This window comes from Leisingera sp. S2M4, from assembly GCF_055398055.1.
The window spans coordinates 798,621-823,742 of the sequence record NZ_AP040861.1; the positions used below are offsets into that span (position 1 = coordinate 798,621).

General features: G+C 64.3%; 25 protein-coding genes. 12 read left to right on the forward strand and 13 right to left on the reverse strand.

From position 1 onward, the window contains the following. Nucleotides 1-115 precede the first annotated feature (115 nt). The gene (locus tag ACZ52D_RS03915; protein WP_417474307.1) at nt 116-2,311 is read right to left on the reverse strand and encodes a primosomal protein N'; all 2,196 of its coding nucleotides are present in this window, start codon (nt 2,309-2,311) and stop codon (nt 116-118) included. An 81-nt stretch (nt 2,312-2,392) separates the two neighbouring features. Here ACZ52D_RS03915 and fsa point away from each other — a divergent pair, with 81 nt between their 5' ends. The 5 genes from fsa to ACZ52D_RS03940 all read left to right on the forward strand — a co-directional run bounded on the left by fsa (nt 2,393) and on the right by ACZ52D_RS03940 (nt 6,152). Beyond that, nucleotides 2,393-3,046 (forward strand): fructose-6-phosphate aldolase, encoded by a 654-nt coding sequence (gene fsa, locus ACZ52D_RS03920; RefSeq protein WP_464442599.1) that lies wholly within the window; start codon nt 2,393-2,395, stop codon nt 3,044-3,046. Nucleotides 3,047-3,390: 344 nt separating this feature from the next. Next, nucleotides 3,391-4,101, forward strand: a complete 711-nt coding sequence (locus ACZ52D_RS03925) for a DUF484 family protein (RefSeq protein WP_369925968.1) — start codon at nt 3,391-3,393, stop codon at nt 4,099-4,101. After that, the gene (locus ACZ52D_RS03930) at nt 4,098-5,018 is read left to right on the forward strand and encodes a tyrosine recombinase XerC (RefSeq protein ID WP_464442600.1); all 921 of its coding nucleotides are present in this window, start codon (nt 4,098-4,100) and stop codon (nt 5,016-5,018) included. The genes ACZ52D_RS03925 and ACZ52D_RS03930 overlap by 4 nt, the downstream gene beginning before the upstream one ends. A 156-nt stretch (nt 5,019-5,174) precedes the next feature. After that, the gene (locus tag ACZ52D_RS03935) at nt 5,175-5,387 is read left to right on the forward strand and encodes a hypothetical protein (RefSeq protein ID WP_222455362.1); all 213 of its coding nucleotides are present in this window, start codon (nt 5,175-5,177) and stop codon (nt 5,385-5,387) included. 39 nt (nt 5,388-5,426) lie between these two features. Then, nucleotides 5,427-6,152, forward strand: a complete 726-nt coding sequence (locus ACZ52D_RS03940) for a CDP-alcohol phosphatidyltransferase family protein (protein WP_464442601.1) — start codon at nt 5,427-5,429, stop codon at nt 6,150-6,152. Between the two features lie 55 nt (nt 6,153-6,207). Here ACZ52D_RS03940 and ACZ52D_RS03945 read toward each other — a convergent pair whose 3' ends face one another. Continuing rightward, nucleotides 6,208-6,660, reverse strand: coding sequence for a methylated-DNA--[protein]-cysteine S-methyltransferase (locus ACZ52D_RS03945; RefSeq protein WP_222455364.1), 453 nt, complete (start codon nt 6,658-6,660; stop codon nt 6,208-6,210). Between the two features lie 130 nt (nt 6,661-6,790). Between ACZ52D_RS03945 and ACZ52D_RS03950 the strand changes: the two genes are divergently transcribed. Further along, a complete protein-coding gene (locus ACZ52D_RS03950) occupies nt 6,791-7,174 on the forward strand; it encodes a hypothetical protein (protein WP_417474311.1) in 384 nt (127 codons plus the stop codon). Nucleotides 7,175-7,187: 13 nt separating this feature from the next. Here the strand turns inward: ACZ52D_RS03950 and ACZ52D_RS03955 are convergent, their stop codons facing one another. The 4 genes from ACZ52D_RS03955 to ileS all read right to left on the reverse strand — a co-directional run bounded on the left by ACZ52D_RS03955 (nt 7,188) and on the right by ileS (nt 13,581). Then, nucleotides 7,188-8,222: an ABC transporter substrate-binding protein gene (locus ACZ52D_RS03955; protein WP_464442602.1), complete on the reverse strand. Its 1,035-nt coding sequence runs from the start codon at nt 8,220-8,222 to the stop codon at nt 7,188-7,190. After that, entirely contained in the window at nt 8,222-9,304 is a 1,083-nt protein-coding gene (locus ACZ52D_RS03960) for a peptidoglycan-binding protein LysM (RefSeq protein ID WP_464443113.1), read from the reverse strand. The genes ACZ52D_RS03955 and ACZ52D_RS03960 overlap by 1 nt, the downstream gene beginning before the upstream one ends. 117 nt (nt 9,305-9,421) lie before the next feature. Further along, nucleotides 9,422-10,333, reverse strand: a complete 912-nt coding sequence (locus ACZ52D_RS03965; protein ID WP_464442603.1) for a hypothetical protein — start codon at nt 10,331-10,333, stop codon at nt 9,422-9,424. 245 nt (nt 10,334-10,578) lie between these two features. Continuing rightward, complete coding sequence (gene ileS, locus ACZ52D_RS03970) at nt 10,579-13,581, reverse strand: isoleucine--tRNA ligase (RefSeq protein ID WP_464442604.1); 3,003 nt, start codon at nt 13,579-13,581, stop codon at nt 10,579-10,581. A gap of 268 nt (nt 13,582-13,849) precedes the next feature. Here ileS and ACZ52D_RS03975 point away from each other — a divergent pair, with 268 nt between their 5' ends. Continuing rightward, nucleotides 13,850-14,272, forward strand: coding sequence for a group III truncated hemoglobin (locus tag ACZ52D_RS03975; RefSeq protein ID WP_464442605.1), 423 nt, complete (start codon nt 13,850-13,852; stop codon nt 14,270-14,272). Between the two features lie 70 nt (nt 14,273-14,342). On the opposite strand, the gene ACZ52D_RS03980 is transcribed toward ACZ52D_RS03975, so the two are convergent. Genes ACZ52D_RS03980 through ACZ52D_RS03990 form a run of 3 tightly spaced genes read right to left on the reverse strand, consistent with a single transcriptional unit; the run spans nt 14,343 to nt 17,199 of the window. After that, on the reverse strand, nt 14,343-15,335 hold the full coding sequence (locus ACZ52D_RS03980; RefSeq protein WP_464442606.1) for a YcjF family protein: 993 nt from the start codon (nt 15,333-15,335) through the stop codon (nt 14,343-14,345). After that, the gene (locus ACZ52D_RS03985) at nt 15,332-15,787 is read right to left on the reverse strand and encodes a GNAT family N-acetyltransferase (protein WP_464442607.1); all 456 of its coding nucleotides are present in this window, start codon (nt 15,785-15,787) and stop codon (nt 15,332-15,334) included. Before ACZ52D_RS03985 ends, ACZ52D_RS03980 begins: the two co-directional genes overlap by 4 nt. Further along, on the reverse strand, nt 15,784-17,199 hold the full coding sequence (locus ACZ52D_RS03990; protein ID WP_464442608.1) for a YcjX family GTP-binding protein: 1,416 nt from the start codon (nt 17,197-17,199) through the stop codon (nt 15,784-15,786). Before ACZ52D_RS03990 ends, ACZ52D_RS03985 begins: the two co-directional genes overlap by 4 nt. A gap of 114 nt (nt 17,200-17,313) precedes the next feature. Here ACZ52D_RS03990 and truA point away from each other — a divergent pair, with 114 nt between their 5' ends. Continuing rightward, nucleotides 17,314-18,081, forward strand: coding sequence for a tRNA pseudouridine(38-40) synthase TruA (truA, locus tag ACZ52D_RS03995; RefSeq protein ID WP_464442609.1), 768 nt, complete (start codon nt 17,314-17,316; stop codon nt 18,079-18,081). Nucleotides 18,082-18,203: 122 nt separating this feature from the next. Then, on the forward strand, nt 18,204-18,938 hold the full coding sequence (locus ACZ52D_RS04000; protein ID WP_369925942.1) for an NYN domain-containing protein: 735 nt from the start codon (nt 18,204-18,206) through the stop codon (nt 18,936-18,938). 78 nt (nt 18,939-19,016) lie between these two features. On the opposite strand, the gene gcvH is transcribed toward ACZ52D_RS04000, so the two are convergent. Both gcvH and ACZ52D_RS04010 read right to left on the reverse strand, forming a co-directional pair. After that, nucleotides 19,017-19,376, reverse strand: a complete 360-nt coding sequence (gcvH, locus tag ACZ52D_RS04005) for a glycine cleavage system protein GcvH (RefSeq protein WP_222455376.1) — start codon at nt 19,374-19,376, stop codon at nt 19,017-19,019. Nucleotides 19,377-19,573: 197 nt separating this feature from the next. Then, nucleotides 19,574-21,022: a glutamine synthetase family protein gene (locus ACZ52D_RS04010; protein ID WP_417474424.1), complete on the reverse strand. Its 1,449-nt coding sequence runs from the start codon at nt 21,020-21,022 to the stop codon at nt 19,574-19,576. A 286-nt stretch (nt 21,023-21,308) separates the two neighbouring features. Here ACZ52D_RS04010 and ACZ52D_RS04015 point away from each other — a divergent pair, with 286 nt between their 5' ends. From ACZ52D_RS04015 to ACZ52D_RS04025, 3 genes are all read left to right on the forward strand, one after another. Beyond that, entirely contained in the window at nt 21,309-22,085 is a 777-nt protein-coding gene (locus ACZ52D_RS04015) for an IclR family transcriptional regulator (RefSeq protein ID WP_464442610.1), read from the forward strand. Between the two features lie 135 nt (nt 22,086-22,220). Continuing rightward, nucleotides 22,221-22,532, forward strand: a complete 312-nt coding sequence (locus ACZ52D_RS04020) for a hypothetical protein (RefSeq protein WP_464442611.1) — start codon at nt 22,221-22,223, stop codon at nt 22,530-22,532. A gap of 120 nt (nt 22,533-22,652) precedes the next feature. After that, a complete protein-coding gene (locus tag ACZ52D_RS04025) occupies nt 22,653-23,624 on the forward strand; it encodes a type I glyceraldehyde-3-phosphate dehydrogenase (RefSeq protein WP_464442612.1) in 972 nt (323 codons plus the stop codon). 15 nt (nt 23,625-23,639) lie between these two features. On the opposite strand, the gene ACZ52D_RS04030 is transcribed toward ACZ52D_RS04025, so the two are convergent. Together ACZ52D_RS04030 and ACZ52D_RS04035 are read right to left on the reverse strand one after the other, a co-directional pair. After that, on the reverse strand, nt 23,640-24,251 hold the full coding sequence (locus ACZ52D_RS04030; RefSeq protein ID WP_464442613.1) for a hypothetical protein: 612 nt from the start codon (nt 24,249-24,251) through the stop codon (nt 23,640-23,642). 189 nt (nt 24,252-24,440) lie between these two features. Continuing rightward, complete coding sequence (locus ACZ52D_RS04035) at nt 24,441-24,716, reverse strand: hypothetical protein (RefSeq protein WP_464442614.1); 276 nt, start codon at nt 24,714-24,716, stop codon at nt 24,441-24,443. Between the last annotated feature and the right edge of the window lie 406 nt (nt 24,717-25,122).

Genomic DNA, 25,122 nt, shown 5'->3' on the forward strand with positions numbered 1-25,122 from the left:
CAGAGAGCGGAGGGACGCTCGGTGCGCGGCTCGGCCTCCGGCTCCGGCGGGATTTCGGCCAGACAGGCCTGCGTCGCGCCGGTGTCAGACACTCCCTGGGACGTGGCTGCTCAGGTCAGAAAAAGCTCTGTGGGTCGATGTCGATGCTGAGGCGGAGATCGCCCTTCAGGCGCAAAGGCGCGGTCCAGCGGGCGATGGCCTCCTGCAGCGGCGCGCCCTTGGCGGCCTTGACCAGCAGCCGCACCCGGTGGCGGCCGCGCACGCGGGCGATGGGCGCCGGGGCCGGGCCGAACAGCTGGGCACCGATCTGGCGCAGGGGGCCGTCATTACGCGCCATCGCGTTGCCAAGGTCGAACACTGCCGCCAAATCCGACCCGGAGAGGATGATTCCCGCCATCCGTCCGAAGGGGGGGACCCCCGCGGCCTGGCGTTCGGCGGCCTCGGCCTTCCAGAAGCTCTCTTCATCCCCCGACAGGATGGCGCGGATCACCGGGTGTTCGGGCTGGAAGGTCTGCATCAGGGCTTCGCCCGGCCGTTCGGCGCGGCCCGCACGCCCCGCCACCTGCCGCATCAGCTGAAAGGTGCGCTCCGCCGCGCGCAGGTCAGAGCCTTGCAGCCCGAGGTCCGCGTCGATCACCCCCACCAGTGTCAGCATCGGGAAGTTGTGCCCCTTGGCAACCAACTGGGTGCCAAGGATGATGTCGGCCTCGCCCTTGGCGATCTCCTCGATCCGGGTTTTCAAGGCGCGGGCAGAGCCGAACAGATCCGAGCTCAGCACCGCGATCCGCGCTTCGGGAAACAGCGAGGTCGCCTCTTCGGCCAGACGTTCGATACCGGGGCCGACGGGGGCCATCTTGCCTTCCACCTCGCAGGAGGGGCAGACCTCGGGCACGGGCTTGGTCTCGCCGCACTGGTGACACATCAGCCGCTTCATGAAGCGGTGTTCAACCATGCGAGCGTCGCAATGGTCGCAAGCCACCTGCGCCCCGCAAGCGCGGCAGATGGTGACCGGCGCAAAGCCGCGGCGGTTCAGGAACAGCAGCGACTGCTCGCCCCGCTCCAGCCGCAGCTTCATTGCCTGCTTCAAGGTTGGCGAAATCCAGGTCGAGGGCAGCAAGTCCTCGGACCGCATGTCGACCGCCCGCATCTCGGGCAGCACAGAGGCCCCGAAGCGCGAGGTCAGGTCCAGCCGCTGGTACTTGCCAGCCTCGGCGTTGGCCCATGTCTCCAGCGAGGGTGTCGCCGAGGCCAGAACCACCTGCGCCGAGCACATGGCCGCCCGCAGCACGGCCATGTCGCGGGCGTTGTAGAGAACCCCGTCTTCCTGCTTGTAAGAGGTGTCGTGCTCCTCATCGACGATGATCAGGCCGAGGTCGCGGAACGGCAGGAACAGCGCCGAGCGGGCGCCGATCACCAGCTGCGCCGCGCCCTGCCCGACCATCTTCCAGACCCGGCGGCGTTCGGTCATGGTCGCGCCCGAGTGCCATTCGGCCGGCTTTGCCCCGAAGCGGGCTTCGACGCGGGTCAGGAATTCCGCGGTCAGCGCGATTTCCGGCAGCAGCACCAGCGCCTGCCGTCCGGCGCGCAGGGCGGCGGCCACCGCCTCGAGGTAGACCTCGGTCTTGCCTGAACCGGTGACGCCCTTCAACAGGGTCGTGCCATAGCGCCCGCTGCGGACGCCTTCCGCCAGTGCCGCGGCGGCCCTTGCCTGGTCTTCGGTCAGCTGCTTGGAGGGCAGTTCCGGGTCCAGATGCGGATAGGGGGTGTCGCGCGGCGCTTCCTCTTCGCGCAGGGCGCCCTGTTTCACCAGCCCCTTCACCACCGACGGCGTCACATCCGCCATATCGGCCAGTTCCCTGGGCGTGAAGGCGAGGCCGCCGTATTGCTCCAGCACCTCCAGCACGCGGCGGCGGGCGTCGGTCATCCGGTCCGGCGTGCCTTCGCCGCGGCGCAGGATCTTGCGCATCGAGGGGGGATCGCTGAGCCCCGGCGCGCGGGTGGCCAGCCGCAGCATCGCGGGCATCGGGGTCAGGGTGTAATCGGCGGCCTTGCCGAGGAACTGGCGCATTTCGGTACGCATCGGGGCGACGTCCAGCACCCGGATGACCGAGCGCAGCTTGGCCGAATCGAAATCGCCCGCCCCCGGACCCCAGACCACGCCCAGCACCTTGCGCGGGCCCAACGGCACCTCGACATAGGCGCCGAGAAAGCAGCCGCCCTCCGGCGCGCGGTAATCCAGAAGCCGGTCAAGGGGTTGCGTGGTCAGCACCCCGACCCGCTCGCCTGCCTGAAAGAACTCCTGCCCGCTCATGCTTCTGCCCGTGTTGCCGCCCGTAGTCCCATGAGGTAAAGGCTGAAGCGACCGAGGCCAACCCATCCAAAGGACTGCCCCATGAAATTCTTCGTAGATACCGCCGAGATCGACGCCATTGCCGAGCTGAACGATCTGGGCATGGTGGACGGCGTGACCACCAACCCCTCGCTGATCAAGAAATCCGGCCGTGACATCATCGAGGTCACCAAGGAGATCTGCAACCTGGTGGACGGTCCGGTGTCTGCCGAGGTTACCGCAACCGACGCCGAAACGATGATCGCCGAAGGCCGCAAGCTGGTCGAGATCGCCGAGAACATCGCCGTCAAGGTGCCGCTGACCTGGGATGGTCTGAAGGCCTGCAAGACGCTGACCGACGATGGCCACATGGTCAACGTGACCCTGTGCTTCTCCGCCAACCAGGCGCTGCTGGCCGCCAAGGTGGGCGCAACCTTCATCTCGCCCTTCATCGGCCGCCTGGATGACATCAACCTCGACGGCATGGAGCTGATCGAGGACATCCGCACCATCTATGACAACTACGGTTTCGAGACCCAGATCCTGGCCGCCTCGATCCGCACCGTGAACCACGTGCTGGATTCGGCCCGCATCGGCGCCGATGTGATCACCGCGCCGCCCGCCGTGATCAAGTCGATGGTGAACCACCCGCTGACCGACAAGGGGCTGGATGCGTTCCTGGCCGACATCAAGGCGGCAGAGATCAAGATCCTCTGATCGCCCCGGCAGAAACAGATCAATCAAGGCGCTCCGGATAGGGGCGCCTTTTTTCTTGGGCCGCTGGCCAAACAGTCTGCGCTTCTTTCCGCGCCGCGTACCCCCTCCGGCCAAACCTGGATCGCTGCCGTGCCTTGAAACCGGTTGCGTGAATGCGCTGCAGCGCCGGGCCTGGCCCGGCGCCCGGCCCAACGGGAGTGGGGCATTGCGATGCCCCGACGACGGGCGGGAGCCTGCCTGCGCGGCAAATTCCCCGAGTTCCGCATTTTTCGGCGGCATCGCGCAAAAGCCGTGTTATACACGGGCCAAACCCGTCAGAGGTCCAGAGCCGCAAGAGTGTTCCCATGAGCAGTTCAAACCGATCAGCCGAATTGGAAGACAAGCTGCGCGAGGCGATCCTCGCCAAACCCGACGCCGTGCTGGAAGACCAGCACCTCATGAGTGCGCTGGTTGCCGCCAACGAACGCGCGATGGGGTCCAACGTCGTCGACCTGCGCGGCATCGCGATGGAACGTCTGGCGGCACGGCTCGACCGGCTGGAGGATACACACCGTTCGGTGATTGCCGCCGCCTACGACAACCTGGCGGGCACCAACCTGATCCACCGTGCGGTGCTCCGGCTGATGGAGCCACAGGACTTTGCGAGCTTTCTCACCTGTCTTGAGCAGGACATGCCGGAGATCCTACGCGTTGACGCGCTGTCTCTGGTGCTGGAGACCTCCCGCCCGGGCAGCGGCGCCGAGGTGGAGCGCAAGGCCGGCGTGCTGAAACTGGCCGGTCCCGGCTTTACCGAGAGCTATGCCGGACAGCCCGCAACCGATCGCCCGGTCACCCTGCGCCAGACCGAAAGCGCCAGCCCCCGCGTGTACGGGGCCAAGGCCGAAACCATCCGGTCAGAAGCCTGCCTGATGCTGGATCTCGGCGAAGGTCGCTTGCCCGGCATGCTGGTGCTGGGCTCGGCGGACCCGCAGCAGTTCTCCCCGATGCAGGCCAGCGATTTGCTGACGTTTTTTGGTGGCGTGTTCGAACGCTCGATGCGCTACTGGCTGGCATGACGATGATCTCCCCGGCGTGCCGCGATGCCCTGCAACAGTGGCTTGAGCGGCTCGGTGGACTGGAAGGCGCCTCCGCCAATACCTGCACCGCCTACCGCGGTGACGTCACCGGCTTTCTGGCCTTCATGACACAGCACAGCGGCGGCCCGCAGGGGCTTGGAGCGCTGGCGCGCATCACCACTGCCGACATGCGGGCCTGGATGGCCTCCGAACGTGGCAGCGGCACCGGGGCGCGGTCTCTGGCGCGCAAGCTTTCGGCCGTCAAAAGCTTTTACCGGTGGCTGGCCCAACGCGAAGGGTTCGAGCCCTCGGCCGTGCTGTCCGCACGAGCTCCGAAGTTTCAGAAGAAACTGCCCCGCCCGCTGGCACCGGATGCCGCCAAGGCGGTGCTGGAAACCGTCGAGCTGCAATCCCAGAAATCCTGGGTCGCGGCGCGCGATGTGGCGGTGGTCACGCTTCTCTACGGCTGCGGGTTGCGGATCTCCGAAGCGCTGAGGCTGACCGGGGCCGATGCGCCGTTGCCACCGGTGCTGCGGATCCTCGGCAAGGGGAACAAGGAACGCGTGGTTCCGGTGCTCCCGGCGGCACGGGACGCGGTCGACCGATACCTCGCGCAGTGCCCCTTCCCGCTCGAAGCCGATGCGCCGCTCTTTCGCGGGGTCCGTGGCGGGGCGTTGAACCCGCGTCAGATTCAGGACGTGATGGCGCGCACCCGCGCCCAGCTGGGCCTGCCCGCCACCGCCACGCCGCACGCGCTGCGGCACAGCTTTGCCACCCACCTGCTGGAGGCAGGCGGGGATTTGCGCGCGATCCAGGAACTTCTGGGACATGCCTCGCTGTCGACCACCCAGACCTATACCGCGGTGGACAGTCGGCACCTCATGGATGTCTACAGGCGCACGCACCCGAAAGCCTGACTCCGCGCAGGCAAAGGACCACCCGTTTTTGCGGCAACTGGCGTCGCCCGCGCAGGCAGGTCGTTAAAATGCAACCGAAATAGAGGGCGGGCTGAAAGGGGCTGTTAACACCGGACAGGCGAAATGGGCGCAAATCAATCCAGAAAGGATTTCGCAATGACCCTGACCGGTTTTGCCGCCCTGTTTGCCGATGGCGCCCCCTCTGCCCCAGCGCCCGCGCCCGGCAGTCACCCCTATTCCCGCATCAACGACCTGCCCGCTGGTCATCCCGCCTCGCGCCCCGGTATCGCGGACCCTGCCCCGCATGGTCGCAGGATGTCGCGCATTCAATTCAGCCAGGGTGGGGAATCCCGCAGGTTGCTGCACTGAACGCTTGCGGCGCCGGGACAAATTCGCCATCACGGGGTCATGAGACCTCAGATCCGCGCCTTGACCGTACACCTGCTGACAGCCACCGGAGCCGTTTTTGCCATGTTGGCGATGCTGGCCGCAGCCGAAGGCAAGTGGAGCCTGATGTTCGTCTGGCTGGTGGTAGCCTTTGCGGTGGACGGAGTCGATGGACCGCTGGCGCGGCATTACAACGTCAAGCGTTACGCGCCGGAATTCGACGGGGTGCTGCTCGACCTCATCATCGACTACCTGACCTATGTGTTCATCCCCGCCTTCGCGTTGTTCCAGTCCGGATTGATGGCCGGCTGGACAGGCTGGGTCGCGATCATCGTCATCACCTTCGGCAGCGCCATGTATTTCGCCGATACGCGGATGAAGACCAAGGACAATTCCTTCTCCGGCTTTCCCGGGTGCTGGAACATGCTGGTGCTGGTCATCTTTGCCCTTGAGCCGAACCACTGGACCAGCCTCGTTCTGGTGACGGTGCTGGCCATCGCGATGTTCCTGCCGCTCAAATTCATCCACCCCGTGCGCACGCAACGCTGGCGCAACCTGTCGCTTCCCATCGCCCTCGCCTGGACATTCTTTGCCGGTTGGGCCGCGTGGGTCGACTTCCACCCGGCCAGCTGGGCCCACTGGGGACTGGTGGTGACCTCCGTCTACCTGCTGTTCGTTGGCATCGTTCAGCAGATCGTGCCTGAGCGCGCGCACGTGGACGCCGCCGTGCAGAACAGCAAAGGCTGACAGCGTCCAGTCGTCCTTGTTCTGGCCACCTTGGGTCGGACAAGTCCCGCGAGCGTCAGATCAGCAGCCCCGCTGCCCGCTCGTGTTTCAACAAGAACACCTTCGTTTCCACGCCGCCCGCCCCCGAGAAGCCGCCGAGGCCGGAGGCCGAAAGAACGCGGTGACAGGGAATGATCACTGGGATCGGGTTGCTTCCGCAGGCTGCCCCGACCGGTTGTGACGCGGTTCCCAAATCGCGGGCGATATCGCCGTAGGTTCGGGTCTCGCCCCACGGGATCTCCATCATCGAGGCGCAGACAGCCCGCTGGAAATCGGATCCCCGGACCCACAGCGGCAAGTCGAAAGCCACCAGCTCTCCGGCGAAATACGCCCGCAGCTGCGCCAGTGCCCGGTCCAACACCGGCGACTGGCCGCTGGTCTGCGAGGACCAGCTCAACCCAACAATGACACCGTCCTGCTCCGCCACGCTGAGCGGTCCAACCGGCGTGTCCAGACTGGCTGAGTTCATCTGCCCCTCCCAACCGCACGGCCAACGTTAACACACTGTTAACCAAACCTAACGGAAGTTTCACACATTAGCTCAAATTATTCTAAAGTGAATATCAACACAGCGTCGAATGTTATTAAAAGGTTTCCACATGCTTCCCGCAATCGCCAACGCCTCCAGCTACCACCCGGGTCTGAAACAGCTTCAAGCAGCGCGCCGTGCGCAGCTGGAAATTGCAACCACCGCTGACCAGTCGGTGGATGCAACCCGCACAAGCGGTGCGACGCAAGGCCTGGCACGCAATGTGGCGCGGGAAGAAGCGCTGAGCGCAGAGCGCCCGCAGGCGCTGACCCCGCAGCACGTCGGCCCGGCCCGCGAAGCCGCCCGCAGCGAAGCACTGGGTCTCAAGCAACTGAACGGCTTCGATCTGGGCGCCTACTACCAGGACCTGATGAGCGGCATGCAGGCTGGCCCCAAGACTGCCAGCGCACTGGCAGCCGAGACCCGTTACCTCGAAGCCCGCAAGGTGATCTGATCCAGGTCTCGCCTTATTGCAGCTGGGCCCAGAACAGCTCCAGGTGGCGTGACATGATTTCCTCGAACCGACCGGAGCGGCGCAGCGCCTCCAGGCCTGCGTTGACCCGGTAGAGATGCGTGGTGCCGCGCCAATGGTGCTTGGAGATCACCACATGCAGACTTTCCTCTGACAGCGGCTTTTCCAGCGGTACAACGCTGTCCCGCAGCCCGGCGCCCACCAGCGTGCTGGCACCAAGGAAGAGGTCGACAGCCACCGCGTCCACCTGCCCGGCCAGCACCATCCGAAAGCAGTCCTCTGCGGTCTGGGGGCGCACAAGGGTAACCACGCCCCGCTCCAGCCAGCGCCGGTCCGACCGGTTGAGATCATGGATAAAAAGCCCTGCCGGACGACATAGGGTCTTGCCCAGCACATCGGCGTCGCTGTCATGGCGCATGTCGCTGCCGACCCGGACGAACAGCATGATCGGCAGCGACATGACCGGGTCCGAGAAGTGAAAGTTGGTGCAGGCAGGGTCTTGCGGTTCGGCTTCACAATCGGGCTTCACCCAAGGAAAGCCCATGTCGAATTCCTTGGAATCCAGCAGCGGGAACAGATGCCTGGACCAGTCGTCCTCCCATGTGATCGAGCGGCTGACGGGCGCGGGGGTTACATCCAGCGCGGCATTGACCAATTCCGTCACCATGCCCTGCCCCGGCAGATTGCGGTCCGTGAACGGCGCGTAGCCGTCCCCCGTCAGCAGCTTCAGCTCCACCTGTTCCGGCGGTACTGCCGGGGCGTCAGCTTCCGCAACCTCTTGCGCGCAGGGGATGAACAGCCTGCGCCCGGGCAGCACCGCCGCCCCGGAAAGCCGGGACTGGTTGTGCGCATAAAGCAGCGTCCAGCGGTCGCGGTCGCCGTAATGGGTTTCCGCGATCGAAAACAGCGTGTCACCGGGCTGGGCCACGTAGTCGACATCGCAAATCGCGAAGGCAGCGGCGGGCGCAAGGCAGCATAGCGTCGCGACCGCACCAAGGCGGCAGAAAATGCGTGTGATCCAGTCTCGCATCAGTGCCCCCGCCAGAAACGTGTCAGATGGTCATCGAGAATGGCCTGATAGCGGCCGCTGTCGCGAATACCGCGCAAGCCGGTGTCGAACATGTCCAGCAGCTCCGCCGCACGGGGATGGGATTTGTGCACCACCACATGCAGACCAAGCACCGCAAGCGGATGCGGCATCTCGGAAAATCGCGCCTCGAACCCATGTTCACGCATCACGCTGCGGCCGGTGAACTCGTTTACGGCCACCGCGTCGGCGCGGCCTGCCGCGACCAGCTCGAAACACTCCCGGACCGTCTGCGGTCGCAGCAGCGTTATCTTGTTGTCCGCCACCCAGCGCCGACCGCCCTGATCCAGATCGAACGTAAGGTAGCCCGCAGGGCGACACAGCGTCTTGCCTTCGATGTCTTCGTCCCGGCGAAACTCGAATGGGCGGTCCTTGGGGGCAAAGAGTAGCATCAGGGTCTCGAACATCGGCTCCGAGAAGAAGAAGTTTCGGCAGCGGTAGCTGTCCGGCATCGTGTCGCACGCCGGCTTGTACCAGGGAAAGCCAAGGTCCAGCAGGGCGTTGGACAGCAGGGGGTCGAAATGTGACGACCAGTCGTTGACCCAATGGATGGCATAACCCTCGGCCGGGGCAGCCTGCGCCATCGCGGCGCCCACCACTTCGGCCAGCAATCCACCACCGGGGGCCATTCTGGCGGTGAACGGGGCAAAGTCATCGCCCGTCAGCAGATTGATTGCGCCGCCCGCGGCAGCATTGGAGTCGCCCTCGCTGTCGCCCGTCGAATCCGGACTCGGCGTTGCGGCCACCGGTCCCTGAGGCAGACCTTGCGGCTGCCCATCGAGACAGGGCAGCGACAGCCGCATGCCAACGCGGATACCTTCCGGCCTGGGGCCGATCGACGTCATGTTGCGGTTGTGGATCGCGCGCCACTTGCCGGCATCCTGGTACATGCGATCGGCGATCCCGGACAGGTTGTCCCCCGGTTGCACGGTGTAAACACCTCCGCAGGTGTCTGCCGCGGCGCTGGCGGGCTGGACGACAATCACCAGCAGAAGTAGCCCGAAAGCCCTGAAAACGGTCTTCATCATTCCCTCGGAACTTCTATCCCCAGACCGAGGTCTGCCTGAGGCGGCTGGTGATTGTTTGCTGCGTTGGCCTTGCCAATGGCGACCACGAGCGGGCTGATCTGGTCGGGCTTGGGGTCAGTTGCCGACAAACAAAGCCAGGATGGTGGCTGTGTCGACCTCACCGTCGGCACGGATCAAGCTGGCTGGAACGGCGACCTTCTTTTGCTGATAGGCTGCGTTGACGAGCTGGTGAATGTAGGCTTCGGACTGCCCCTGCGCGGCGGCCGTGCGCACCATGCGAAACAGCGCGCTGCCCTCGTCGGCACCGGGCGTGGACGCGGATAGCGTCGGGCCCGGCTGAGACGGGCTGCTGCGCAGGGCAGCAAGCGTTCCGGCAGTCATCCGCGCAACCAGCGCATCGCCATCAAGCGGGGTGGCAGCAGCGGCGGCAGCCGCACCAAGGGGAACCTGGCCCTGCGGCGCGGAAGCCGCCGTCCAGGTCGCAGGCCGGGCAGTGTCGGCGACCGCCGCGGCATAGGCAGTCCCCGGCAGCGCCTGGCCGCCGGTCGGCGAGGCCGGATGCACCGCTGTCGGCATCGCCGGGACACGACTGAACTGGGCGTGCAGCAAGGCCGCCATCGCAACACTCAGCACTGCCGCGGCAAGGGACAGGCGGGACAGGTTGCCGATGCGTCCGGTCCAGCCCCGCATTCCGCGCCAAAACTGCCGGAACATCCGGCCCATGCCAAAGATCAGAGCCGCCACACCGCGCAGCGCGAGCTGAGTGATCCCGGCGACCAGATGCAAGACCGGCGATCCCGCTGGCGAAACGTCATGCGATGCCGCGCCGGTGGCCGCAGAGGACACCGTTGGCACGCAGGCAGGCGGGGGTGCGGCGACCACGGAACCGCCAGCGCGGTTGGGCACCAGACCGATCCGGATATGGCGCGGAGCCGTCACCCCGTCTATCCGCACACTGACCCGGCGTGCGCGGGCGGTATCGCCGTACCTGCCCACCGGTTGGGTCTCCGAATATCGTTTCAACATGCCCTGCGCCTCTGCCCCACGTCGCGTTCTGTACTGCTCGGAATCTTCGCGTGAAGTTAACGATTTGTTAACCACTCGAAGAAAATCGGTCAATATCCGCGCAGCGCATATGATTGTTCCGAGGGAAAACTCACCGACAGGTTGCGCAAAAGAAACACCGACGAACGAAGGACCCGGGCATAACGCAAAACACCCGACCGTGACGGCCGGGTGCAGCATGTCTGATCAGCAAGATCGGGAAGACGTTATCCCAGCGCGCTGTTGCAGCGTCCGCAGACGCCCGGGTGGCTGTGCGCGCCCACATCCGGCAGAATCTTCCAGCAGCGCTGGCATTTGTCACCTTCGGCCCGCTCGAAGACCACAGAGACGCCGTCGACCTCAGGCATGCGGAAGGCTTCGGCCGGGGCCGGATCGCCTGTCAGCGAGATGTCCGAGGTGATGCAGATGTCGGCGAAATTGACCGAAGACAGGGCGGCCCGGGTCTCCGCATCGCGGACGTGAACCACCGGAGCGGCCTCCAGCGACGCCCCGATCACCTTGTCGGTGCGCTGCACTTCGAGGGCGGCGGTCACCACACGGCGGGCCTGACGGATCTTGGCCCATTTCGCGGCAAGCGGCTCGTTCAGCCAGTCATGCGGGGTCTCGGGAATGTCCTGAAGGTGCACGGAGCTGCCTTCGCCCGGGTATTTTTCCAGCCAGACCTCTTCCATGGTAAAGACCAGGATCGGCGCCAGCCAGGTGGTCAGGCGATGGAACAGGATGTCCAGCACCGTACGCGCAGCCCGCGCATTCAGGGTGTCGCCGTCGCAATACAGCGCGTCCTTGCGGATGTCGAAGTAGAAGGCCGACAGGTCCACGGTGGCAAAGTTGAACACCGCCGAGAACACGCCCTGGAAATCGAAGGACTGATAGCCGGTGCGGACCTTGTGATCGAGCTCGGCGAGGCGATGCAGGACCCATTGCTCCAGCTCCGGCATGTCCGCCGGGTCGACCCGCTGGTCCTCGCTGAAGTCACCGAGAGAGCCGAGCATGAACCGCATTGTGTTGCGCAGGCGGCGGTAGCTGTCGGCGGTGCCTTTCAGAATTTCCGGACCAATGCGCTGGTCGGCGGTGTAATCGGTCTGGGCCACCCACAAACGCAGGATATCGGCGCCATACTGCTTGACGACCTCTTCTGGAACGATGGTGTTGCCCAGCGACTTGGACATCTTCATGCCCTTGGCGTCCAGCGTAAAGCCGTGGGTCACCACGTTGCGGTAGGGCGCGCGGCCCTTGGTGCCGCAGGCCTGCAAGAGGGACGAGTGGAACCAACCACGGTGCTGGTCGGTGCCTTCCATGTAAACGTCGGCGATACCGTCCTCGGTGCCATCCTCGCGGTCACGCAGAACGAAGGCGTGAGTCGAACCGGAATCAAACCACACGTCCAGCACGTCGAAGACCTGATCGTAGTCATCAGGGTTCACGATGCCGTCGAGAACCTTGGCCTTGAAGCCATCTTCATACCAGACGTCGGCTCCGTGCTCCTCGAACTCCGCGACGATGCGCTTGTTCACCTCTGCGTCGCGCAGCAGGAAGTCCGCGTCGGTCGGCAGCGCGCCTTTCTTGGTGAAGCAGGTCAGCGGCACCCCCCAGGCGCGCTGGCGCGACAGCACCCAGTCGGGGCGGCTTTCGATCATCGAGTAGAGCCGGTTGCGCCCGGTCTGCGGCCACCATTTGACCAGCTCGTCGATCGAGCGCAGCGCGCGTTCGCGGATGCTGTTGCCCATCTCGTCCATGCCATCGTCCAGCTTGCGGTCGACCGAGGCGAACCACTGCGGCGTGTTGCGATAGATGATCGGCGCCTTGGAGCGCCAGGAATGCGGGTAGCTGTGCTTGATCTTGCCGCGCGCCAGCAGCCCGCCGACCTCGGCCAGCTTGTCGATGATCGCCTTGTTGGCATCACCTTCACCGCCCTTGCGGTTGAGGATGTACTTGCCGCCGAAGAACGGCAGATCGGACCGGAAGCCGCCGTCGTCCATGACGTTGTAGGTGATCATCTGCTCCAGCATGCCAAGGTCGCGGTAGAGCTCGAACTCCTCCATCCCGTGGCTGGGCGCGCAGTGGACGAAGCCGGTGCCTTCGGTGTCGGTGACGAAGGGGGCCGCGCGGAAGTCGCGGATGTCGTCCCACTCACCATTTGCGCCTTCGGCGCCAGCCAGCGGATGCTTCAGCGACAGGCTGGAGAGTTCGTCGGCGGACACGCCGCGGACGCGCTTGTATTGATCTTCCCCGAGACGGGCCCGTTTGAAGACATCCGCCGCCAGCTTGTCCGCCAGCAGGAAGCGGTCGCCCACCTTGGCCCAGCATTCCTCCGGCGTGCCGGTCACCTCGTAGAGACCGTAGTCGATGTCCTCGCCGTAGACGACCGCCTTGTTTGACGGGATGGTCCAGGGGGTGGTGGTCCAGATCACCACATAGGCGCCTTCCAGATCCTGCGCCACGATCGCCGCATCGGCGCCCGCGAAGTCCGCGTCCTCGCCGTCGGCAGCCACAAAGCCACCCGCCTCGGCCACCTTGAACTTGACCCAGATGGTGAAGCTTTCCTTGTCGTGATATTCGACCTCGGCTTCAGCCAGGGCGGTCTTCTCCACCGGCGACCACATCACGGGCTTCGAGCCCTGATAGAGGGTGCCGTTCATCAGGAACTTCATGAACTCATCCGCGATCACCGCCTCGGCATGATAGTCCATGGTGATATAGGGATCGTCCCAGTTGCCGGTGATGCCGAGACGCTTGAATTCCTCGCGCTGGACATCGATCCACCCCTCGGCGAACTTGCGGCATTCCTGACGGAATTCAACGACCGGCACCGCATCCTTGTTCTTGCCCTTCTTGCGGTACTGCTCCTCGATCTTCCATTCGATCGGCAGGCCGTGGCAGTCCCAGCCGGGCACGTAACGCGCGTCAAAGCCCATCATCTGGTGGCTGCGCACGATCATGTCCTTGATGGTCTTGTTCAGTGCGTGGCCGATGTGCAGATGGCCATTCGCGTAGGGAGGGCCGTCGTGCAGGGTAAAGGGCTTGCGTTCGGCATCGGTCCCCTTGGCGGCGGCGGCTTTCGCGCGCAAGCTGTCATAGACACCGATCTGCGCCCAGCGCTCCAGCCAGGCGGGCTCGCGCTTGGGCAGGCCTGCCCGCATCGGGAAGTCGGTTTTCGGCAGGTTCAGGGTATCTTTGTAGTCAGGCGTCTGGGGCGTGTCGGCGCACATCGGGGGCGTCCTTTGGCTAATCAGGTCGGTGTTCGGGATATTCGGTTCGGCGCGATGGCTCAAGCGCCTTTGCCCGGCGGCTCAATCGTGTCAGAGCGCCGGGAATATAATTCGAATAATGATGGCCGCGATATGGGACATGAGGTGCCTTATAGGCTGCGCCGCGGACCGGGTAAAGCGGTCAGATGCGGCACAAGCGCCCGCCCCCTTCCGCCGCGCGGCTGCTGTCGCTATCTAGCCCCAAAAGATCCAGCATCGCAGAGTGACCATGACCGACACCCAAGCCCAGCCTCCGCTGGCGCGCTTTGACATCACGGCCGAACAGATTAGCCACGTGGTCGCCGTCTTTTATGCCCGCGTGCGGCGGCATCCCGTTCTTGGCCCGGTGTTCGCCGCCCACGTGCAGGACTGGCCGGAACATGAGGAAAAGATCGCAGGCTTCTGGCGCAATGCCATCCTGCGCGAGCGCAGTTACAGCGGCAATCCGATGCGGGTGCATGTCAGCCGCGAGGATGTGAAGGCGGAGCATTTTCCGCTCTGGCTGGAGCTGTTTCACGATGTGCTGCAGACGGAACTCCCCGAGCGGACCGCCCGGCAGTGGGGGGCGCTGGCAGATCGCATAGGCGAAGGCTTTCGCACCGGGGTCGTTGCCATGCGTCAGCCCAAGGATCAGCCGCCGAAACTGTTCTGACACTGGGTTCTGACACTGGCCGCGCGGCCGCTTCGACCATGCCCCCGCCGCGCATGCCCCTGACCGCAGGTTATTTTTCCTTCGAGAACAGCCCGGTCAGCGCCCGCTGCACCACCTTGCGGGTACTGGGGCGCCGGGTCTGGGAGAACGGCATTGGACGGCACACTTCCATTGCCGCCAGACCGACCCGCGCCGACAGCGCCCCGTTGACCAGACCTTCGCCGAAACGACGCGACACTTTGGACAGGACAGAGCCGCCCAGAATCGGCTCAAGCAGGTCATCGCCGGCCGCAACTGCGCCAGTGGCGGCAAGATGCGCCAGCACCGTTCGTGTCAGCCGCCAGCTGCTGACAAGCCCCGGCCGCCCGCCATAGATCGCGGCAACCCGGCGGATCATCCGCAAAGATGACACCAGCGCCGTCAGCACATCCGCAAGCGCGATGGGGACCAATGCCGTTACAGTGGCGACCTGACGCGCGGCGGCCTCGACTTCGCGCAGGGCCAGCGCATCCAGCGGCGCCAACAGATCGGTCTCTATCTGCAACAGCAGGGCATCGGGATCCATCACCTCTTCACACCGCTCTGAAAATCGTGCCCGCTGCCAGGCCAGATCACTTCGTCCTTTGAAGAAGCCTTCCATACGCCGGGCAAATGCCCGCGCCGTCTCGAGGTCGTGACATTCGGCTGCCGCCTGGCGGAGGGCATCCACCCGGCGCAGCCGTGACAGCGCGGCCAACTCGCGCAGGCCAAGACCCAGCGCGAGCACTGCCAGCACAACCAGCCCTGCGGTGACGGCCCATCCCAGCACGGGCAAGCGATCGATCAAGGCCGTGGCGAAATCCCAGGTGGCGACCGAAACCATGGCGCCGACCACCGCGACAAGCAGCCCCCAGAACCAACGCGCCAGCCGGGAAGACTTGCGCGCCGCGATTCTCGCGGCCTGCTCCATCGCCGCCGGGGACGCACCGGGAGCCGCCGCGCTCTCCGGAACCGGCGGTGCCTCGGCCACCGAAGGCGTGTCCGAGGTGTCTTCAAGATCGATCAAAACCGGCTTCTTGCTCATGCTGCCGCCTTGTACTGCGCGCGCCATTCAAAGGTGATGTCCGGTAGGCCCTCATCATTGTGGGCACCATCACTGCGAGCGGTTTCGGCGAAACCTTCCCGCCGGTAAAAACGACGGGCGCCGTCATTGGCCTGAAACGTCTGCAACTGCAAGCGTGGCTGTCCCACCTTGGCGGCATCCAGAAGCGCCTTGCCGATCCCCTGACCGCAGGCCTCGGGGGCCACGTAAAGCGCATGAACCTGCTGCCCGTCACGTGCTAGGAAGCCATCCACGTGCCGCCCGCGTCTCGCCACCGTGACCCAGCCACGGTCGATCATCTCACCGCAAAAGGAGATGGCCTCAGCCTCGGAGTGCAAGGCGGGCATCCAGGGGGTCACCGCGGCGAACCGATGCAGGATCCAGCCGGTCTGCCCGGCATCCAGCGGGGTTGCCGACCGCAAGCAAAAGGTCACAAGGCATCTCCGATCAGAAATTCCGCGGCGCGGTCCATCCGGATATGCGGCGGACCGCTGCCATGTTTCAGTGTCAGCGGCGCAGGGGCAAAACGCATCGCCTGATAGTCCCCCTCCAACCAGCGGGTCGCGCCCTGTTGGGCAGGCACCAGCAGCTGCGCCGGATCTTCGGGCAGCGCGCCGGGGTAGCAGGCCACCTGCCTGCCGCTGTCCAGCAGCGTACCGCGCACGCAAGGCAGTTCGCCACCGTCGTGATGGCGCATTTCCTCGGTGGTGGTGCGCAGGGCGGCCAGGGCCAGCGCCGCTGTCTCGGCGCCGGCAAAGCGGGCGCGATCTTGCGCCTCGCGCGTCAACGCCTCGATAATGGCGGTCATCCTGTCATGCTGGCTATGGTGCAGATGATCGGCCTTTGTGGCCGCGAACAGGATCTTTTCCACCCGTTTGCCGCCCAACAGACGGGTCAGGAAATGGTTGCGACCCGGCTTGAACGCACTGAGGATATCAACCATCGCGTGGCGCAGATCCTCGACCGCCTGGGGACCCGAGCTGATCGCCGAGAGCGCATCCACCAGCACCACCTGCCGGTCGATGCGGGCAAAATGGTCGCGAAAGAAGGGCTTTACCACCTTGGCCTTGTAGGCCTCATATCGCCGCTCCATCTCGCGCCAAAGGCTGCCCCGGGACGGTGCTTCCACGGATCTCAAGGGAGCAAAGGTCAGCACCGGCGAGCCCGCGAGATCGCCGGGCAGCAGGAAACGCCCCGGCGTGCAGTCATAAAACCCATCGGCGCGGGCTGCGTGCAAATAACCGGTGAAAGCGGCCGCCAGTGCCTGCGCCTGCGGCTCGTCATGGGCGGCGGCGGGATCGGCGGCCCCCTGCGCGGCCAGGTAATCCTGAGCCTGCGGGCGGTTTGCGATACGCGCCAGCACTTCCGCGGACCAATCGGCAAAGGATTTGTCCAGCAGCCCGAGGTCCAGCAGCCACTCCCCCGGATAATCGACGATATCGAGATGCAAGGTCCGCGGCCCCGGCAACCCGGCCAGCAGGCCAGCCGGACGCACCCGAAGACTGAGACGCAGCTCGGACACCGCCCGTGTGCTGTCGGGCCAATGCGGTGTCGGCCCGGTCAGCGCTGCAAGGTGGTTTTCATAGTCGAAGCGCGGCACCGTATCGTCAGGCTGGGGTTGCAGGAACGCGGCCTCGATCCGGCCCTCGCGGGCGGCGGCCAGCTGCAGCATCCGGCCACGGTCCAGCAGATTGGCCACCAGCGAGGTGATAAAAACCGTCTTGCCAGAGCGCGCCAGCCCGGTCACCCCCAGCCGCAGAGGCCGATCAAACAGCGCCGCGGACACACCGCTGGTGACGCTTTCGACACCACTGATCACCCCGTCTGCAAGGGAGGTTATCACCAAGACACTGTTCCTGCTCTTCTCTTGTCCATTTCCCTAGATAGGCGGGACGACAGACGCTTACCAGTGCGCATAGAACACTTGCCCCGGCGCTGTGGCATTGCTACTTGCCCGGCCATGCCGCGTTTTGCTCTGAAAGTCGAATACAATGGGAAGCCTTTTGCCGGTTGGCAAAGGCAGAAGGATCAGCCTTCGGTGCAGGGCGCGATCGAGGCTGCGCTGTCGCGGCTTCAGCCGGGCGAGCATACCATCGCCGCGGCAGGACGCACCGATACCGGCGTACATGGGCTGGGACAGGTTGCACATTGCGACCTCGTTCGGGAATGGGACCCGTTCCGCCTGTCGGAGGCGCTGAATTACCATCTGAAACCCGATCCGGTCGCTATCGTGGACTGCGCACGAGTCGATGACGACTGGCATGCGCGGTTCTCGGCCATTGAGCGCCAGTATCTGTTCCGCATCCTGATCCGCCGCGCCCCCGCCACCCATGAGGCCGGGCAAGTCTGGCAGCTGAACCACGACCTCGATGTCGAGGCAATGCAGGAAGCCGCCAACTACCTGGTCGGAAACCACGATTTTACAACCTTCCGCTCTTCGATCTGCCAGGCGGCAAGTCCCGTCAAGACGCTGGACGAGCTGAGGGTTGAACGGGTGCAGGGGTTCTCCGGCCCGGAGATCCATTTCCACGTGCGCGCCCGCAGTTTTCTGCACAATCAGGTCCGCAGCTTTGTCGGCACATTGGAACGCGTGGGTGCGGGCGCCTGGGAGCCGACAGATGTGAAAGCCGCGCTGGAGGCCTGCGACCGCGCGGCCTGCGGTCCGGTCTGCCCCGGCCACGGGCTGTACCTCGCCCGGGTCGGCTACCCCGAAGACCCATTTGGCTGAACGCCCCTTGCATCCCGCAAAGGGCCGCACATACTGCATTCCAGACCTGACCGATACCCCGATGTGCCAGAGGGCCGCCCCGGCCCCCTGCCCAACCTCTTTCACAAAAGGCATACGCGGAAATGGCAAAACCCGAAAAACCCCCACTTCTGGCCGTCCTGATTGATGCCGACAATATCTCGGCCAAATATGCCGAAGCGATGTTCGAGGAAATCGCCTCCTTCGGCGAGGCCAGCATCCGCCGCATATACGGCGATTTCGCCGGCGGTAGCCCGCAGGGCTGGAACAAGGAAAAACTGGCGGCCCTGGCGATTGTGCCTCATCAGCAGTTCGCCAACACCACCGGCAAGAACGCTTCGGACATCGCGCTGGTGATCGACGCAATGGACATTCTGCATTCCGGGCGGTTCGACGGCTTTGTGCTGATCTCTTCGGACAGCGATTTCACCCGGCTGGCCAGCCGAATTCGCGAACAAGGTCTGGACGTGTACGGCATGGGTATGCGCAAGACCCCGGCCGCCTTTGTCCGCGCGTGCAAGCGCTTCATCTATGTCGAGAACCTGCTGCAGGAACCCGCCAAGGCAAAGCCGAAGCCGCGCAAGGAAGACGAGAGTGCCGATCCCCCGGCCGAGCTGCCGGATCCCACCAAGCTGGTGATCCGCGCGATGGACGCCATCGACCAGGATGACGAATGGTTCACATTGGGGCAGATCGGCCAGTTCATCACCACCGCGGCACCGGATTTCGACACCCGCAGTTACGGCAAACGCAAGCTGAGCGAGCTTATTGCCTCGTTGAAGCTGTTTGAGACCAAGCGCGGAGAAGGCAACCAGATCCTGGTGCGGCGGCTGGACTGATCCGCGCCCCAGCAACTGGAGAAGATCAAAGTATGGGCCCGTCGCATCGGTTGCGGCGGACCCTGAGGGCGAGACCGATCAGCCGATAAACGACTTGTACGCGGCCTCGTCCATGTAATCATCCATCGGCGATAGGTCGGACGCCTTGATCTTGAAGAACCAGGCACTGCCCTCAGGATCGTCGTTCACCTTGCCGGGATCATCCGCCAGAGCCTCGTTCACCTCGACGATTTCCCCATCCAGCGGCGCCAGAATGTCGGAAGCGGCCTTGACCGATTCAATCACCACGATCTCGTCGTCCTTGGAGACCTCGGTGCCGGGTTCGGGCAGCTCGACATAGACCACCTCGCCCAGCTGTTCAGCGGCGTGCGCGGTGATGCCAACGGTGATCAGATCGTCTTCGGGCAGCAGCCATTCGTGTTCTTCGGTGTATTTCATGATCTTGGTTTCCCTTGGAAGAGCCGGGGTTCATCTGTATGCGGCTGCCGAATTGGACGTCCGTGAGCACCAGAAAGATGCCGCGAGCCGGAATCGCCAGCCCCAATGCGGGCGCTGGTACACGCTAGCAACGGGCCGCGCCAGCGATCAAGCGGGGAAATCCGCGAGCACAGGTTGGAGGATGGCGCTCGCCACCGTCAGAACAGGTTGAAATACTCGGCCTGCTCCCATTCGCTGACGGTATCGAGGTAGCGTTCCCATTCGAACTTCTTCAGTTGCAGAAGGTAGGCCGTCACCTCCTTGCCCAGCGCATCACGGCACAGTTTCGACTGCTTGAACCCGCTCAAGGCCTGCCCCAGCGACCGTGGCATCCGCGCGGCATCCTCGCAATAGGGCGAGGTTGTGGGACGCGGCGCCTCAAGGCTTTCGGCGAGTCCTGCGGCGCCGGCGATGATTTGGGCGGTTAGCGCGTAATAAGGGTTGGCCGAACTGTCAGGGGCGCGGTTTTCAACCCGGCTGTCCGCCTCTCCCGGTGCCATCAGCGCACGCAGCATCGCGCCGCGGTTGTCCACCCCCCAGCTGATCCGATTGGGGGCCAGTTGATACGGCAGATAGCGCTTGTAGCTGTTGACCGTGGGCGCCACCAGGAGGGACGTTTCCGAAGCGTATTTCAGCAACCCGGCCATCCATCCGCTGGCATGAGGGCTGAGCATGCCGGGGGCCTCGGGCACGAACAGATTGCGCCCCGTCGCCAAGTCGTGCAGCGACTGGTGCACGTGCCAGCCATTGGCCATGGAATTGTGCAGGCGCGGCTTGGCCATGAAACTGGCATGCAACCCCTCTCTGGCGCAGACCTCCTTGGCCATGGTGCGCAGCATCACCATGGCATCGGCCTGGGCCATTGCGCCATCCGGGGCAAAGGTGAACTCCACCTGGCTCGGCCCCATTTCGATTTCGACCGAGCGCACGGGCAGGCCGAGTTTCTGGGCATTGCGCCGCAGCAGGTCCAGAACGCGCTCGACCTCGCCGTAGCGGGTTTCTGTGAGATACTGGTAGCCTTGGGTCAGGTTGCGGGTCTGAACCGGAGCGCCGGGATGGGTCGCCTCTGCATGGCGGTCGGCACGATCCGCCAGCTCAAAGATATGAAACTCCACCTCCAACCCGAAGGTAACGGACATGCCCTGTGCCGCCAGACGGTCCACAGCGCGTTGCAGCACCGCGCCGGAGGCAAAGGCGATCGGGCTGCCATCCTGATAGACCGGGTCGCAGAAAATCCAGGCCGAATGCCCCGACCAGGGCAGCACCCGATAGGTTTCGGGGCGCGGCACCAACAGCACGTCCCCCGCACCCTGCATTGGCCCGCTCAGCCCGCTGTCTTCCTCCCAGACCGCAAAGGCGGCGCGGTGTGACGTGTCCTTCAGCAAGAGCGTTGCAGGCACATTGATGCCGCGCTGGAACAAGCTGTCGATGCCATCGGCCATGACCGTCTTGCCACGCAGGATGCCGTGCTGATCGGCAAAGAGCACTCGCACGGTCTCGACCCCGTCGGCTTGCACCCGCGCCGCAACTTCCCTCGCCTGTCGGCAGGTCTCTTCGTCGAACAGCCCCAGTCGCGCCAGTTTGCCGGAAGTGAAGTCATGCGCCATCGGCCGCCTCGTGGTCTTTTGTCTCAACTGCAAATCTGCCCGGTTCGGTCTGACCCGAGGTGCGTCCGATGCGGACCCAAGCAGCGGCAGACTGTAGCAAAAACGGGCCGGACGTCCAGTTGTACGGCCGCAATTGTCCATTCCGACAGCGCAAAGGCAAAGCAGCGTCGCGATTTACGCCTTGACAGCGTGCGCCCAACGCACATGGTGCTGAACATTCGCACAACATGACGAGCACTGGCGACCGGCCAGGCCAATTACGAACAAAAGCAGGCCCGAACGACGAATGGCAGTGATAGATCAGGACAGGAATATTTCTTCGAGCTTTGCCAAGGGCCTGGCGGTTCTGGCGGTTTTCGACGCCCAAACCCCCAGCATGACCCTTGCCGAAATCGCCCGGCGCAGTGGACAGGACCGGGCCACTGCCCGGCGCGGAGCCCTGACCCTGGTGCAGGCGGGGTACCTGCGCCAGGATGGGCGGATGCTGTCCCTGACCCCCCGCGTGCTGGCGCTTGCGGGTGGCTTCCTGCAGGCCAATCAATTCGGACGGCGGGTGCAGCCGGTTCTGAACCGCCACGCGCGACAGATGGAGGTCGAGGTTACCCTGGCGATGCTGGACCAGGGTCGCGTTCTGGTGCTGGCGCAATCGACCGTCGATCACGGTCATATCACCTACGGGTTTACGGCCGGGTCGCACATTCCATTGGCCCATACCAGTCTCGGGCGCATGCTGCTGGCCGGTCTTTCCGCTGAAGAAGCCGCAGCCACATTGGCAGCCACCGATATTCCCGGCCACACCAGCCAGTCGCTCACCTGTGCGGATGCAATCCTGCAACGGGTGGAGACGGCACGCGAGCAGGGCTACTGCGTTACCGACAGCGAATTCGAGGCCGGGATCATCGGTTACGCGGTGCCCGTGTCGCGCCCCGACCGCACCCCGATCGTGGTCGGCAGCTCCGCGCCACGGGGACAGAATCCCGAGGCAGACACCGAACGGCTGCTGCGCGGCCTGCAACTCTGCGCGGCGGAGCTGCGTCAGGCAGAAGCGGTAGATCACCTGTAACGCCAGAAGTATCGTCCACATCCCGGCGTAGCCCCCTCGCCCGGCTCGCCATCCCCTCTCCTGCACGTCGCTATGCAACCTGATGGCGTCCTGCTAGGCTCATCATCGATGAGTTACCGCAGGAGCCTTTCCATGATGAAGCAGATGATTTTGGCCGCGGGTTTCTGCTCTACCCTGGCCCCGGCCTCGGCAGTGGCAGAGCAGGTCGGTACCCAAGTCGAGGTTCTGGGGCGCACCTGGCTGGTGGCTTGGGCGGACGACCGTCCGCGTCATGTCAGCGCCACGCGAATGAACCTCGAGCATCAGCCCTTTCGCCCACCGGCGGTGCTGAGCGCGCGACAGGCGGTGCGCGCCATGCGGGCGGCAACCGGGTGCAGCGTGAACCTCGACAGTTTGCTGCGCTCGATCTCCGGCACCTATTACGGGCAGCTCATTTGCCGCAAATAACCCCGTCTTTGCCGGTTCAGCCGATCCGTTGAGATTCGCAGAAACATCCTCTTGGAAAATGTGACCATTTTCCTGCCACACCGGATTGAGCGGCACCGGCGCGCCTGCCATAGATTGCGCATGAAACTTGCAATCAACGGATTCGGCCGCATTGGCCGCGCCATCCTGCGCCAGATTCTGACCACATCGCGCGGAGATGACATCGAGGTGGTGCGCATCAACGACATCGCGCCGTTGGACATGTGCGCCTACCTGTTTCAATACGACAGCACCTTCGGCCCATTCGCCGCGCCGGTCGAACACGGCAACAAGGCGCTCCACGTGATGGGCCACTCAATCCCCGTAAGCCACGCCGCGGATCTGACCGAAGTGGATCTGAGCGGCGTCGACCTCGTGCTGGAATGCACAGGCATTGCAAGAACATCGGACGTCGCCGAACGCGGACTGAAAGCGGGGGCGGGTAAAGTGCTGATCTCCGGCCCCTCCCCGGCGGCGGAAACGACCGTTGTGCTCGGCGCCAACGAAGAGACGCTCGGCGAGGCGCGGATCGTGTCCAACGCATCCTGCACCACCAATGCGCTGACCCCCCTGGTGAAGCTGCTGGACCAGATCAGCGGCATCGATACCGCGCATATGACGACGATCCACTGCTATACCAACTCGCAGCCCATGGTCGACGCGCCCCGGGGGGATTTTGCGCGCTCTCGTGGCGGCGCACAGTCGATGGTGCCGACCACGACCTCGGCGATGCATCTGATCGACGAGGTACTGCCGCATCTGAAAGGACGTATCAGCGGGGCCGCCGTGCGGGTGCCAACCGCCAGCGTGTCCGCCGTCGACCTTGTCGCGCAGTTGAAGGCACCGATCACCGTCGAGCAGCTCCACGAAGCCGCCGCGGCCTCTGCGGTGCTGGGCTGGACCGACATGCCGCTGGTTTCCTCCGACCTGCGTGCAAGACCGGAATCCCTGGTGATCGCAGGGCCGGAAACGCGGATGGCAGGCGACCGTCAGCTGCGGGTATTCGGCTGGTATGACAATGAGTGGGGATTTTCGGCGCGCATGCTGGATGTCGCGCGGCTGATGGCCGCCTGACCCAGCAGGCAGCCTTCAGCGATCGCGATGCCGCAACGTCTCCTGCCGCAAGCGCATCCAGCGGAAGATCAGCATCAATCCGAACATACAGAGCATGAGCCCAATCATGTCGCCGACCGCATAGACAGTCAGAACGGTCAATTGGTCGTCGGGGAAGATGACACCGGAAAAAACCATCGATTGTCCGAGTGAGTTCAGCAACGACGCCAGCGCCCCGACCGTCAGAACCCCAGCCCAAGACATGCGGCGCGCCTGACCGGAATAAAAGTTACGACCACTCAACCGGAGCAGCTCGAAGGCCGCAAGCGAGGACAGCACTCCGACGGCAACGGATTTGAGCAGCAACGGCTCCAGCATCTCACGTATGTTGGCGGAGGTGAACATCGCGTCGGCCACCAATGTTCCCACCGCAAGCGGCAGACAAGCGCGCCACCCGAACAACCAGATCGCGAGCACACGCACCCCATGCGGCAGATAGGCGAGACTGGCGAAAATGGTGATTTCTGGCAGGAACATGTTCTGCACCGGCGTCACCACCATGGCGGTCAACCCGTGGCAAACAATATAGGCCGCGGCAATGATGGCATGGCTTAGACCGCCGGAGAAGACTGTCAGGAGATGACGCATACCTAAGCACTAGCCAGCCCCCCGAACACACGCAATGGCGGTTTTCCGCCGAAAGTGGACCGACAGTGACTTTCTCGCGACGTCTGTCGCCAAGTCTCGCGCGAACGCCGCAAATGCGGAGTGGTTGATAAAGCGGCCCCTCAGGACCCATCCCGAAGGGCGGAACAGGCCCGCCTCGGCAGCAGGAAACTACCGCGCGACATCGCCGCCAGCCGAGAACCGCACGACGTAATGACGCGCCTTGCTGTCGCCTGCGCGCTCCAACAGCCCCATTTCCAGAAGGGACTTCAAGGTCCGGTAGAAGGTCGCCTGTGTCACGCCCCGCACCAGCCTGTGGCTGCGGATCTGATCGGATTGAACGGCTGTGCCCGGCTTGCCCGTCAAGGCGTGGGCCGCCAGCAAAACGTCTCGCTCCACGCGGCTGAGCTTTTCCAGACCGATATCCTGCTCCATCTCGTAGAGCATATTACGCAATTCGAAAATTGACTTCAGCCTGTCCAAACCAACCTCCTCGTGACACGCGACCTTTCGGCGCGAATTAGACGACACCACGCAAACATTATCAATCCGAGAATTTTCTAGACAGCAATGTTCTGCGTGGTATCATCCGCTTCAGGCTTGGCTGTGTGAGTGGTGGCTGAGCCTGACGATTGCACCAAATTTCCAGTTTCAGAGTGCTATTGGTAACGAGTGACAGCTCCGGCAGGGACAACTGCCGGGGCTGGATTGACTATGGCAATCTCCACGCCGATTTCAAACGAATTCCTTTCTGACGCACCATAATGACGCACGATTTTACGGTTGCCTGCACCGCTCTTCCTCGGCTTCACGCCGGGCGGGAACATTTGCCGCCGACTTCCCCGGATTGGCG

Coding starts and splice junctions, on each gene's coding strand:
- ACZ52D_RS03915 (WP_417474307.1), bottom strand. CDS start 2,311: ATGAGCGGGCAGGAGTTCTTTCAGGCAGGCGAGCGGGTCGGGGTGCTG.
- fsa (WP_464442599.1), top strand. CDS start 2,393: ATGAAATTCTTCGTAGATACCGCCGAGATCGACGCCATTGCCGAGCTG.
- ACZ52D_RS03925 (WP_369925968.1), top strand. CDS start 3,391: ATGAGCAGTTCAAACCGATCAGCCGAATTGGAAGACAAGCTGCGCGAG.
- ACZ52D_RS03930 (WP_464442600.1), top strand. CDS start 4,098: ATGACGATGATCTCCCCGGCGTGCCGCGATGCCCTGCAACAGTGGCTT.
- ACZ52D_RS03935 (WP_222455362.1), top strand. CDS start 5,175: ATGACCCTGACCGGTTTTGCCGCCCTGTTTGCCGATGGCGCCCCCTCT.
- ACZ52D_RS03940 (WP_464442601.1), top strand. CDS start 5,427: ATGAGACCTCAGATCCGCGCCTTGACCGTACACCTGCTGACAGCCACC.
- ACZ52D_RS03945 (WP_222455364.1), bottom strand. CDS start 6,660: ATGAACTCAGCCAGTCTGGACACGCCGGTTGGACCGCTCAGCGTGGCG.
- ACZ52D_RS03950 (WP_417474311.1), top strand. CDS start 6,791: ATGCTTCCCGCAATCGCCAACGCCTCCAGCTACCACCCGGGTCTGAAA.
- ACZ52D_RS03955 (WP_464442602.1), bottom strand. CDS start 8,222: ATGCGAGACTGGATCACACGCATTTTCTGCCGCCTTGGTGCGGTCGCG.
- ACZ52D_RS03960 (WP_464443113.1), bottom strand. CDS start 9,304: ATGAAGACCGTTTTCAGGGCTTTCGGGCTACTTCTGCTGGTGATTGTC.
- ACZ52D_RS03965 (WP_464442603.1), bottom strand. CDS start 10,333: ATGTTGAAACGATATTCGGAGACCCAACCGGTGGGCAGGTACGGCGAT.
- ileS (WP_464442604.1), bottom strand. CDS start 13,581: ATGTGCGCCGACACGCCCCAGACGCCTGACTACAAAGATACCCTGAAC.
- ACZ52D_RS03975 (WP_464442605.1), top strand. CDS start 13,850: ATGACCGACACCCAAGCCCAGCCTCCGCTGGCGCGCTTTGACATCACG.
- ACZ52D_RS03980 (WP_464442606.1), bottom strand. CDS start 15,335: ATGAGCAAGAAGCCGGTTTTGATCGATCTTGAAGACACCTCGGACACG.
- truA (WP_464442609.1), top strand. CDS start 17,314: ATGCCGCGTTTTGCTCTGAAAGTCGAATACAATGGGAAGCCTTTTGCC.
- ACZ52D_RS04000 (WP_369925942.1), top strand. CDS start 18,204: ATGGCAAAACCCGAAAAACCCCCACTTCTGGCCGTCCTGATTGATGCC.
- gcvH (WP_222455376.1), bottom strand. CDS start 19,376: ATGAAATACACCGAAGAACACGAATGGCTGCTGCCCGAAGACGATCTG.
- ACZ52D_RS04010 (WP_417474424.1), bottom strand. CDS start 21,022: ATGGCGCATGACTTCACTTCCGGCAAACTGGCGCGACTGGGGCTGTTC.
- ACZ52D_RS04015 (WP_464442610.1), top strand. CDS start 21,309: ATGGCAGTGATAGATCAGGACAGGAATATTTCTTCGAGCTTTGCCAAG.
- ACZ52D_RS04020 (WP_464442611.1), top strand. CDS start 22,221: ATGAAGCAGATGATTTTGGCCGCGGGTTTCTGCTCTACCCTGGCCCCG.
- ACZ52D_RS04025 (WP_464442612.1), top strand. CDS start 22,653: ATGAAACTTGCAATCAACGGATTCGGCCGCATTGGCCGCGCCATCCTG.
- ACZ52D_RS04030 (WP_464442613.1), bottom strand. CDS start 24,251: ATGCGTCATCTCCTGACAGTCTTCTCCGGCGGTCTAAGCCATGCCATC.
- ACZ52D_RS04035 (WP_464442614.1), bottom strand. CDS start 24,716: ATGCTCTACGAGATGGAGCAGGATATCGGTCTGGAAAAGCTCAGCCGC.